10 protein-coding genes are annotated in these 11823 nt (G+C 35.4%); 5 read left to right on the forward strand and 5 right to left on the reverse strand.

Annotation, left to right across the window (positions count from 1 at the left end; translation table 11 throughout):
- Window positions 1-39: 39 nt before the first annotated feature.
- Window positions 40-1467 (forward strand): potassium channel family protein, encoded by a 1428-nt coding sequence (locus LKX84_RS09055; protein ID WP_228236847.1) that lies wholly within the window; start codon window positions 40-42, stop codon window positions 1465-1467.
- 7 nt (window positions 1468-1474) lie between these two features.
- Here the strand turns inward: LKX84_RS09055 and LKX84_RS09060 are convergent, their stop codons facing one another.
- The gene (locus LKX84_RS09060; protein WP_228236848.1) at window positions 1475-2287 is read right to left on the reverse strand and encodes an endonuclease/exonuclease/phosphatase family protein; all 813 of its coding nucleotides are present in this window, start codon (window positions 2285-2287) and stop codon (window positions 1475-1477) included.
- Between the two features lie 324 nt (window positions 2288-2611).
- Here LKX84_RS09060 and LKX84_RS09065 point away from each other — a divergent pair, with 324 nt between their 5' ends.
- Together LKX84_RS09065 and LKX84_RS09070 are read left to right on the forward strand one after the other, a co-directional pair.
- Window positions 2612-3865 (forward strand): site-specific integrase, encoded by a 1254-nt coding sequence (locus LKX84_RS09065; protein WP_228236849.1) that lies wholly within the window; start codon window positions 2612-2614, stop codon window positions 3863-3865.
- 160 nt (window positions 3866-4025) lie between these two features.
- A complete protein-coding gene (locus LKX84_RS09070; protein WP_228236850.1) occupies window positions 4026-4646 on the forward strand; it encodes a hypothetical protein in 621 nt (206 codons plus the stop codon).
- Window positions 4647-4668: 22 nt separating this feature from the next.
- On the opposite strand, the gene LKX84_RS09075 is transcribed toward LKX84_RS09070, so the two are convergent.
- The 4 genes from LKX84_RS09075 to LKX84_RS09090 all read right to left on the reverse strand — a co-directional run bounded on the left by LKX84_RS09075 (window position 4669) and on the right by LKX84_RS09090 (window position 8481).
- Window positions 4669-5235 carry a hypothetical protein gene (locus tag LKX84_RS09075; protein ID WP_228236851.1) on the reverse strand — a complete coding sequence of 189 codons (567 nt, stop codon included), beginning with the start codon at window positions 5233-5235 and terminating at the stop codon, window positions 4669-4671.
- A gap of 18 nt (window positions 5236-5253) precedes the next feature.
- A complete protein-coding gene (locus LKX84_RS09080) occupies window positions 5254-6831 on the reverse strand; it encodes a hypothetical protein (RefSeq protein ID WP_228236852.1) in 1578 nt (525 codons plus the stop codon).
- 13 nt (window positions 6832-6844) lie between these two features.
- Window positions 6845-7744 (reverse strand): hypothetical protein, encoded by a 900-nt coding sequence (locus tag LKX84_RS09085; protein ID WP_228236853.1) that lies wholly within the window; start codon window positions 7742-7744, stop codon window positions 6845-6847.
- Between the two features lie 218 nt (window positions 7745-7962).
- A complete protein-coding gene (locus LKX84_RS09090) occupies window positions 7963-8481 on the reverse strand; it encodes an outer membrane beta-barrel protein (RefSeq protein ID WP_228236854.1) in 519 nt (172 codons plus the stop codon).
- 220 nt (window positions 8482-8701) lie between these two features.
- On the opposite strand from LKX84_RS09090, the gene LKX84_RS09095 reads away from it, so the two are divergent.
- Both LKX84_RS09095 and LKX84_RS09100 read left to right on the forward strand, forming a co-directional pair.
- Window positions 8702-10894 (forward strand): lantibiotic dehydratase family protein, encoded by a 2193-nt coding sequence (locus tag LKX84_RS09095; protein WP_228236855.1) that lies wholly within the window; start codon window positions 8702-8704, stop codon window positions 10892-10894.
- Window positions 10895-10904: 10 nt separating this feature from the next.
- On the forward strand, window positions 10905-11750 hold the full coding sequence (locus LKX84_RS09100; RefSeq protein WP_228236856.1) for a thiopeptide-type bacteriocin biosynthesis protein: 846 nt from the start codon (window positions 10905-10907) through the stop codon (window positions 11748-11750).
- Window positions 11751-11823 lie beyond the last annotated feature (73 nt).

The following is an 11823-nucleotide window of genomic DNA, read 5'->3' on the forward strand; positions in this document are numbered from 1 at the left end:
TGTGGTTGCAATTAAAATGTGGGGTATTATCGGGAAGCCATGAAACAGTTTTTTAGATATTGGTTCTTGGATGAGGAAAATCCAAAAAAATACCTGTTGGATGTCTTTATTGCATTAATGATCCTGCTTTCCATTGTATTGATCTTTTTTCAAAATGAACAGCGGTACCTTTCCAAAGGTTTGGAATATGTGGACAAGATTGTGCTCTTGTTCTTTATTGTTGAGTATGGCATCCGGTTCTATATTTGCTCGGATTTTAGGAATGATTACCGCACCAAAGGCCTGTTTTTTGCATTAAGGCAAAAACTTTTCTGGATGGCCAGACCAACATCCATGATCGATCTATTGGCCATTTTGCCGTCGTTGGGATTTTTCAGGGCTTTCCGCCTTCTACGTCTTTTACGTTTCCTAAGATTGTTCCGGTTGGTAAGGGCCTTCAAAATATTTCGCGAAATAGACAAACTCCATATCATTCTCCAAGGTATGAGGGAGCACAACCGGATGTTCTATATCTTTTTTTCGGTAACGCTCTTTATTCTATTGGTGTTGAGTTTTGGCTTGTATAGCGTGGAACACAATCAGAACAACGAAGCGTTTTACAGTTTTACCGACTCCTTTTGGTACTCCCTTAAATTGATCGAATTGGCAGATACTACTCCCAAGACAATCTTTGGCAAGCTTTTGTCCATTCTCTTACTGATTTTCAACATGGCCATTTTTGGCTTTTTTATCTCGATTATCCTCAATAAAATCACTTTGGTCATGAATGCCATCACTTCAGGGAAAATATCCCGACTGAACATCAAGAACCACATTGTAATATGTGGTTACACCAAATCCGCGGAAAAGGTTATACAAGACTTGCTTAGGGACAAAAGGTATTGCAATAAGATTGTCCTCATTACTCAAAAAACCATCGCAGATAAGGATGGGCTCATCTACGTAAATGCAGACTATACGGATTACAATACTTTGAAATTGGTACAAATAAAGCAGGCCAAATTTGCCGTTGTCTTTGCGGAATTCAATGAGCATGATACCATTCGGGACGTAGACCTGAGAACAGTAATGACCGTTTTTCATATTGAAAAGGAGGCCCCGGAGACCCATACCATTGCCGAAATAAATGATGAGGTCAACGCAGAGATTATTAAGGACAAGATTATGGGTGATGAAATCCTGTTCAAGGAGTTGATCGATGCCAAAATCATTTCAACCTGCATAGGCCATCCGAATGTATCCAATTTGTTCTATCAACTCTTTGGAGAGGGTGGGGAGCGGGTAAAAAGTTTAAAACCTACCGAATTAGGACTTCCTGTTCCTGCAATGATCAAGGATATAAAGCTGTTTTTGTTGGAAAAAAATGAAACTCTTTTAGGAGTCATTGACCATCAAAATGAATCGGTACTATCTCCAAAAAATGATATGTTGGTGGATGATAATTATCGGTTGGTCTATTTATCTTAGGAAAGCTTTATTTCAACCTAAACCTCAAAAACACCGGCAAATGGTCTGATAATTTCCGCGCATTTTCGAGTTCTTCACAAAAGCGTACAAAGTCGATGATGCTTCCTTCCACTTTGTGGATATCCTTGGAATAAAAAATATTGTCGATGGCATAGTTGAGATAATCGGTTCGTTCGCAAGTCCATTTTAGAGTCGTCTTTTGGTTGGTAATGGCCGTTCGGTACCCTGATTTTTTCAAGGCGTTGAAAACCGGCATTTTTTCATCCACATTAAAATCCCCGGCAATCAGTACTGGAGTTTTTAGGTAATCCAAGACATATTTGGAAAGGGCCTTGATCTCGCTTTCCGGATCTTTGTTGTAGGGCCTGGAATGATAATCGACTACCGTGAACTGCTTCCCTTCTATATAAAAATGCAGCAAAAAGGGTTCCCTGTCAATTTGGGAATCCAGTTCAGAAATGAGCCAACCCCTGTTCTTGATCTTGATGCGATGGGTCTTCCAAACGATGGCATACCGTTCCGTGGCATATTTGGGACTGTGGGTGGGATCACTGATCACATAGTCCCATTTAGCGCCTTTTCGGTTGAGGATGTCCGTAAGTTTAGCCACGGCTTGGGCACCTCCAAATCCGGCCACCACCTCTTGTATCGCCAAAATATCAGCATCCCTTACAATTTCCGCAATGGTATTCAATTCCTCGCTGTTCTTGGTCTTGCCAAAGTCCTTGATGTTCCAGGAAACCAATTTGATTTCAGTTTGTTGGGCAAATGCAAGAAAATGCAAAAAGAGTAGAATGGATAGCGCTATTCTTTTGAGCATGGGGTTGATTTTGATTGGTTCTCTAAATTAGATCAAAATCTTCCAAACAGTTTACAGATTTCCGTAAGAAATAAGGTGTGGATATAAAACACAAAAGCCCCGATTTCTCGGAGCTTTTTGCGGTCTGGACGGGACTCGAACCCGCGACCCCCTGCGTGACAGGCGGTTTTTTACTGTTTTTGTGAAAATTCAAAAACATATAAAATATTGAAAATCAATAATATAATTAATTTTCGATTCAATTGAAATCATTTGAAAACAACAAAAACTATGCACAAAGTATGCACAATTTTCGTATCTTAAAGTTCATTTCAAAGGAAAAAAATGGCACTTATCAGATTGGCTTTGGACACTAGAAAGAATGTAAGGAATAAAGATGGCTTATATCCCATTGTTTTTCGAATTTTTCATAAAAAGCAGAGTCTTATCCGTTCAGGTTATTATACCTCTATTGAAGGTTGGGATACCAAAAATTTAAGATTTAAAAAATCAGCAACTGCCAATAGGGAAATAGATTGTGAAGAAATTGCCCAAGAATTGGTAGAAAGGATTTTCAGAGCAAAGGAATTGGTCAAAGAACTTGGCAACAGTATTGATAGATTGGATGTCCAAGAACTGATAAAGTTGATTAAGGAAAAATGGGACAGTGAATTTGATTCTGAGGTTAGGAAGAAAGTGGATAACCAAATTTCAATTTCGAGCTGGGGAGAGATATTGATTATGCGAAAGCAAAATTCCGACAGTCCAGGGACCGCAAAGTGGTATCAAGATGGGATTGAGGCTTTGAAAAAATTCAATAACGGAGAAGATGTAATGCTATATGACATTACTATTTCCTTTTTAAAAGATTTTGAAGCATATCATCTTGGCAAGGGAAATGGTAAAAACACCATCAGTATTTATTTGAGGGCAGTTAGGGCTATTTATAATAGTGCTATTGATGAAGATCAATTCAAACCGATTAAGAATACTTTTGAACATTACAAAATACCATCTAGTTCAAGGACCAAGAAAAGGACAGTTGGCAAAGATAAATTGGATAATATCAAAGAATTGGATTATAAAATGGGATCTCCGCTCTGGCATACCAAGAATTATGCTTTGGTCATGTTTTATTGTAGAGGCATGAACTTTATCGATTTGGTGAAAACAAAGGTAGGGGACATAAACAATGGTCGGTTATATTATGGAAGAAGCAAGACAGGAAATCCCTTTTCCGTCAAGATTACGGAAGGATTACAGGATATTCTGGATTACTATTTGAAAGATAAGGAACCATCAGATTTTTTGTTCCCAACCAATTATGACGGAAGTTCTAAACATTACCAAAAGTACAAGTCCCAGAGAAGGAGAATGAATGAACGTCTCAAGGTCATTGCAAGGGATGCTGGAATTGAAGGTGATTTTACCACCTATTACATACGTCATTCATGGGCCACAATCGCCAAATATATGGGGATACCAACTGAAATTATTAGTGAGGGTCTTGGACACTCATCAATAAGGACTACTGAAATCTATCTCAAGGATTTTGAAGATAAGGTTCTGGATGAGGCAAATGAAATGATTGTCTCTTGAACATAGTATTTGATAACAAATTGCTTCACATTTTTCATTAGTGGTACTTGAAAATGTTTACTTTACTGTGTGAAAATATATAAAATCTGTTTTCTCACCATGATAGAATATGGCATAATATATGATGCTTTTAATTTGCTTGAACAAAAAAACCTTTAAAATGAAACAGCTTACCTACCTTTTACTATTGTTTTTTGTCTTGTCTTGTAAGACACCCAAATACACATACTTTTTTGATACGGGTAAGTACTTGGATTTTAGTAAGGGAACTTGGATTTTAAATAGGTCAAAATCTAATTCTGAGATTTTTGATGCTGAACTTTATACAACTGCAAGGAAACATTTTAAGGAAATTCTGGGAGACTCACTGTTGGAAATCAATGATTTAAGAATGAATAGATTAATACCTCCTAAGATTGCATTTGATTTATCAAAAGAAGAAATGATGGCCTTAAGGGAGTCAACAGATAGTGATTATTTAATAAATGTAAAGGGAAATATAATTGGCGATGGGGCAGGTACCATATCAGTTCCGTCCAATGATCCTAGTTATTATGCAAGTAATGAGGCTTCTGTTTCAATTCTGATTTATGATTTGAACAATGGGGTACTTATTTCATCTTCCCAGGTCAATGGAAAAGTAGTCGATCAAGGTTCTCATTTTGACAATAGAAATAGAGTCCCAAGTATTTCTACGAGTTCTCATACCGCAATGCTTGTGGGAGCAAGAAAATTAATTGAAAAATATAAGAAGAATAGCATAAATAAGAGGGGCTCTTAACGAAGGCCCCTCTCATTCATTTTCATTTATTATAGGATAAGTTTAATCCAATATTTATCTGAATCATAATAGGAAAAAACCCAGAATTACCGACTGTGTCAGTGTAGTATTGGGGGCCAATGTCAAAAAGAAAATGTAATTTACTATTTGACCTTTGCAATCCCCAAGTAGGCCCTATTGCAAAATCCACATTATCCGTTCTGGTGACATTTTCGGCTATGGAGCCGAATCTTGAAATTCCTCTTAAAGAAAAGTAATTTCCAGAGTTGTAACCAATGTACTTACCGCTTGCTGCACGTTTGGTTCTATTATAGAACCATTTATGTTGAATATCTAAAAAAGGACTGATGATATAAGCGAAGCCGTTGGCCCCTTGAACTTCCAGTTCTCTATAAGAACCACTATACCCTATACCTCCGGCAGCAGACAATACAGAAAAACCTCCAATTTTTAGCTCATATTCAAGTGCTGGATTTATGAAGTTCACCCTGAAAATATTTCCTACGCCCAAATCATCGTCGTCCTGTGCCAAAATAGAACTAACTGACAACACAAGCACAAATATTGAAGCAAAAAATTGACGTCTCATTTTACAAATCTATTAAAGTTAGTCTACTTTACCTTGTATCCGTTTTCCTTTCCAGACATTATTTCTAAGAGCTGCTCCATACATATCAATTTCAATCTTTTCATATTTCTTGGCATTTAATTGATCTGTTACCGTACTATACCAGCCTGATGAACTGGAATTAAATTTTAGTAAGAAATTAAAATCAAATATTTTTTTGGCTTGTGAACTATGTTTTAGTAAAATGTCAGTTTGGGTAATCTCAAAAGAAGAAGGAAGAAATTTGACAATTTGTACACCAACTTTGTCTTGAGTCATGTCATTTGATAGTCCTGATATTGCACTTCTAGCTTGACTTAACAATTGATTGATAGATTTGTTTGCGTCTTTTCCGGTAAGTGGCCAATACTGGTCATCACCAAATATGTAAATTTCTATGGCACCCAAAGTTTCGTTTTGAGGGAATGGCCATGCTGAGGAGTTTATAGGATATTTGGGTACAACATTGCCATACATGTCATAATTTACTCCCTTGTATTTAAAAATTACTCTTTTAGGATCGATAGCATTATACGGACTTATGTTGGTTTTATATGTATAGATTGCATGATTTATTCCTAATCTGACCCCATCCGAAGTAGAGGATTCTGACCATCCAACCAAGCGCTTTTTTTGATATTTTGCAGAGGCTCCTACGGAAGACCATATCAGATAATTCTCATTCCACACTTTGGTCTGGATTCTATGGTCACTGTCATGATAATCATTGCATTTTACTGTGTTCCCAAAAATTTGCTGGAATATACTGTCCTCACTGTAAGCACAAACCCCAAAACTTTGTGGGACAAGCAAAGGGATAGTAGTACTTGTAGTTGAACCTCCAGATGAACCTCCAGATGAACCTCCAGTGGAGCCTCCGGTTGAACCCCCTCCACAGGTTTCATAAACAGAAATTACAGAATCTACAGAGGTAACAGTTCCTTGGACTGGGCTCAAAGATAATTCTCCCGTGGCTTTGGCAGAAATGGAACTTTTGTAATATTGTTCACAGCCAGTTCTTGAAACCTGAGACCTATTGGTAATCTTAGAAGATAAATTTGATAAATAATCTTTCAAATATTGCTCATTTTCTATTTTACAGAAATATAATCCCATGGTAGTATATACATAGTAATTGTCTCCAACATATATTTCACGGTCTTCATTTAAGACTGATGCAAAACTTGGATCACTAACCAATTCGTCTTCAAGGTCTATTTCCTCTGAATCGTCTTTCAGACTATATAGAAATCCTTTCTTTGCGATTCGTGATTTTTTCATGGCCAGATAATTGTCAATGGCAATATCATCATCTAAATCAAATACAGGTCTCAATGAGCTGAATCCTGTTTTATTTAGCTTTTCTAATTTCTGACTGAATTTTTTATCTTCTGTCTGTCCTAAAAAGGTTGCCAAAGATTCTTCGTTGTCGAATTTCAATTTGTTGTTGACCACTTGGACTTCTACTGCTTCTATAGTAGAGTTTTCCTCACTTAAAATTTCGGTTTGCTCCTTTGAACAAGAAATAATTGATAGTGAAGAAACTATAAAACTGAATAATAAGATTTTTGATTTCATTTTTATTTATTGTTTAATTACAGATTATTGTTAGGGTTTTAGTAATCATCCCGGCTGAGGTTCCCTGATAGTGTTTATCTTGAGCAAAAAATTCAATTGAGAATCGATAATCCTTTAACCTTCTACTGGAATAGTAGGGCCTATAACTTTTGGTTTCGGCAAGGAAAAAAGCCGTTTCATAAGGCCCAATTGTGCCGCTACTAGTTTTATTTACCCAAAAGTTATTTGTTCCATTAGTTCTCAATCCTAGATTGAAAATGTTGACGCTGGATTGTTGTATTTTGCTTTGGAGAGAATTTAAAATACCTGCCTTCTGATATACAACTTTTGCGGACAGATAGCCAGTAGAATCATCCCAATCCACTTTATTGGTACTGCAGTAGCTACTACGTTGAACAGAACTATTGGTTTCCTCTTTTCCTTCTAGAATGTCAAGTACATTGTCATTAGTGCTGAATGTTCTGGTCTTTTCGGTCAAAACTTTAAAGGAAGATTTACCAATAAAATTTTCAGTACTCAATACTGATACCAAATCATTTGGAATATCAATTTGGAAGATATTCTGATTGATTTCTATCATTCCATCCGAATTCAATAAGGTAGCTAAAAGATTATCTTGAATACCTCTGCTTTCAAGTTCTTCTATATTATGAAGACTTCTCATCGATTGAAAACCGATTTCCTTTTCCCAAGTTTCAAACCCTTTTGGATCTTTAGGGCCTAAAAATTCCAATGCGGAATCGTAGTCTTCCCTAGTTGGAAATGATAGCATATCATTTTTAACCTCTACTTTGAAACCAAGACTAGAAAATGGGAGATTATTCTGGGATGATTCCGAGGAACTAGTATCATCCTTAGTGCATCCAAAAGTCATCAGAATTGACACGAATGCGATTAAATAGTTTTTTCTCATTTTTCGTTTTAATTTGGAATTAGGATTAATTGTTTTGAGATTGAATTTCAATGGGTTTATTTCATTGGCTAGTGGTTTAGAATTAGACATAATATTCCTCCTCAATGTTTTCCCAACATTGATAATTGTGTTGCTTTGCTATAAAAGGGTGATGTGGATTTTTAGTTGGAAAATGAGCCGCTCTACTCTATTGAACCTCAATCCGACTTATAACCTCTTCAAAAGGAATACCCTATACCTATGTGAAGCCAATTAAGTTTAGCGGTAAGGTCTGTTTCTGTGTTTTTCACCCTATTTGAAACTTCAAACGAATATCTTGCTTGTACATGAAATTTGTCTGTAATTTCATATCCCAATCCTAAAGAAACATCCAAGCCGGTTTTGGAAACGTCGTCTGTTAATGCGTCAAATAAATACGTTATTTGTGGCCCTCCTTGAAAATAGAATTTAGGGGCTATGTAGTACCCTAATCTGGCTGACAGAAAACCAAAACTGCTATCGTTCAAATTTCCATAATCAGCCTCAGGAATTAGACTTATTTTTTCATTGAGATAGATTTTAGAGTACAATCCAAGATAGAAACCGGTATCAGATGAAGATGCACTTGAACTGTCATCTTTAACTTTTCCAGACCCGTTTAATAATCCACCTGAAACGCCAAATGTTGCATTTTGGGAATAACAGCAAAATGCTACGCTAAAAACAATAATTGTTAAGGTTAATTTTTTAGATTTCATACTTAATAGAAGGTTAAGGTCATTTAAATTTATCCTTCCCAAAACTAAATGTCCAGCTACATTTAATGATACAGATTTGGACAGTTGCACTTCAAATTCTAAGAATTTGTAGCAAGAACCTGCCTTAATTTCATAGAATTTGTAGGCCTATACCCCCTTTTGATTGAAATTGGGCTAATTTGTTATCAATTAGTTTCTATTATCAAGATGTACATTGCCGATGCCCAATCAACAGAACTACGATATTCTTGACTCTTTTGTTTTGAGAGAGCCTCAAATGCCCGTTAGCTTATTTATAGACCTGATATCGTCAAACCAAATAAGTGATAGTTGCATAAAAAAAATCCTTGCGAAAACGGCAATAAGAGAATCTATTTTCATCGCATCTCCTACTTTTTGGGAGCATATTGAAAAATGGGAAAAAGGTGATTTAGAAACCTCAAGGAAATTCGAAAGAATAAAACTGTCGATTCTTAAGTATTTGGCAAGATTGTCTGTAAGACCAACACCATTTGGGCTTTTAGCAGGCTGTAGGGTGCAAAGTTTTAATAAATCAATAAAAATAAATGGATTTCAAAATGGAATGAGAAAAACCTATCTCAGTTCAGCACTCATTGAGAATATTGTGGCAGATATTAATGATTCATTGGATTTTTGGTCACCCATTAAATTTTATACCAATGATACTATTGTGGCTTTCCAAGGAAAGTATAGATATATAAAGCAAACTAGAGAAGCGGAAAAGAATCAATTTGTTATTGAAGAGGTCTCTAAAATCCCTGAGCTTTCAAAAGTATTGGAGACTGCAAGACATGGGGCATATCTTTCTGACTTGACCGAATCGATTATTGATAATAACATTTCACCATTGGAGGCAAAAGAATTCATCGATGAACTTGTACAAGCAAAGCTCCTTTTAAGTGAATTGTCTCCGCCTAGGTTAGATAATGACTATGTGCATAATTTAGTTGTTTTATTAAGAAAGCTAGGAGAGAATAAAAAAGCTGAAACAATAGAAAAGGTTCTCGATTCTTTGAAAAAGATTGATTTAGAAAGAATCAATGAAATCTCGAAATACAAGGATATAATCAATGATATAAATAAGCTAGGGTACAAAATGGAGGGGAAAAATTTATTTCATATTAATTCTTATCAAGCCAATGACTTTTATTTACCACTGTCATACAAACAGCCTTTTCTAAAAGCGTTGAAGATTCTAAGAGTTCTAAATGATGGACATAAAAATCCGCGATTAGAGCATTTCAAAAAACAGTTCAATAAAAGATATGGTTCACAAAAAGAAAAGCTCTTAAAAGTGATTGATCCAGATTATGGTATTGATTACTTATCTGTTAAGGATACATTGGGAATCACAGAAATTTTGGAGGGTATAAATTTCAAAAAAAGCCAACAAAAAGCCAACATAGACTTAAACACTATTGATTTAGTGCTATCAAGAAAAATAGCGTTGGCCCTTCAAAATAATGAAAATGAAATTGTACTTAAGGACTCTGACTTTGATATTGATGAGAATGCATTTGAAAACCTTCCAAATACTTTTTCGGGAATATTCGAAATAATAGAAGGAGACAAGACTCCCTTTGTTCGATTAAAGAGTCTTGGGGGGTCTTCAGGTACAAATTTAATGAGTCGTTTTGCCTTGGGAAATAGGGACTTTGCTAATCTTGTCAATGAAATTTCAGAAAAAGAAGAGACCATGGATCAGGTTAAGATTGGTGCAGAACTTGTTCATGTACCAGAAGGTAGATTGGCTAATATTTTGATGAAGCCAAATCTTAGACGATATGAAATACCTATTCTATCACCACCCCATAAGAAAAACAGTATTCTATTGGATGATATATCGATTTTCTTGAGAGACGGTACTTTAATTTTAATGTCCGATAGACTAAACAAGGAAATAGTGCCTCACTTGAGCAATGCACATAATTTTGAGTCGAGCACTTTACCTGTTTATATGTTCTTATGTGATTTACAGGGACAAAATACCAACAATAACCTTTCTCCTGATTTGTCTTTTCTTGGGAATATTTTTCCTTTCATTCCTAGAATAACATATCAAGGAATAATCATATCACCTGCCAGGTGGCAGTTTGAAAATGAGTTTTTGAGCAATTTATTTGGAGTGAATCCCGTTCCTGAAAACCTTATTGTGGAAATGAGAAAGGTTAGAAAAAAATTGAAGATACCTAAGCTTGTGTCACTCATTCAAGGAGAAAATGAAATTCTTGTAAATCTTGAAAATATAGATTGCCTGAAATATTTTATTCAGCTAATTGGAAACCAATCCACCATAATTCTTCATGAATTTTTGTTTGACTCATACCATTATAGAAATGGGACGTTGAAACATGCCAATGAAATTATAGTTACCTATATCAAAAAGACATAGTAGCCTGGATATGATTCATAAAGTTCAAAAAATCTTATTACCCGGGGACAAATGGGTTTACTATCAGCTATATATTGGCATTCAAAAGGCCAATGAGTTTTTGTGCGACCATTTTTATCCCACTATAGAAATACTCAAACAGGAAGAAATTATTGAAAAGTGGTTTTTCATAAGATACAATGACCCTGAATTCCATTTAAGAGTAAGGCTGGAATTATCAGATTCTTTAAAAGTAAATGAAGTCGTATCGGCCATGAACAAATGCTTTTCGCAACCATTTAGCCAAGAGGTTATTTGGGATGTTGGGATAAGTACATATAAAAGGGAAGTGGATAGGTATGGGGGGAAAGCCATGCAATTAGCAGAAGAAGTTTTTTTTATTGATAGTGAAATAAATGTCTCCATTCTGAAAAATCCAAACTTCAGAACCAAAGATTTTGAATGGAAATCTGGTGTTTATCTAATGTTTTTTTACCTAAATGTTTTTTATCCAGGCCTAAGAGAAAAAATTCAATTCATGGAGGAAATTAGAGATGCTTTTGTTGACGAATTTGAACTCAAAAAAGATTTAAAGATTGAGATTGACAGAAAATATAGGGAACTCAGTAATTACGTTAAGCAAGTGATTGACAACTTTAACCCCGTAGATAGTACCTATCTTAGTTCTTTAACAAAGAAACTAATGGACTACAATTCTTTAGATTTTGATTATACAACCAAAGTACAAATACAATCTAGCTTGATACACATGAGTTTAAATCGGTTGTTTTCAAACAGAAATAGGGAACAGGAATTTATCTGTTATGATTTTCTTTTAAGAGCCTTGAAATCGAAACAGGCCATATTACGAAAGTGACCAGTAAATCAACTTTCAAGTCTTCTTCTAAGACGTTTGTTATATTCCTTTATAGCTGTCCTTATGTGAAAGG

Origin of the sequence: Allomuricauda sp. M10 (assembly GCF_020782875.1) — a bacterium.
GTDB lineage: Bacteria > Bacteroidota > Bacteroidia > Flavobacteriales > Flavobacteriaceae > Flagellimonas.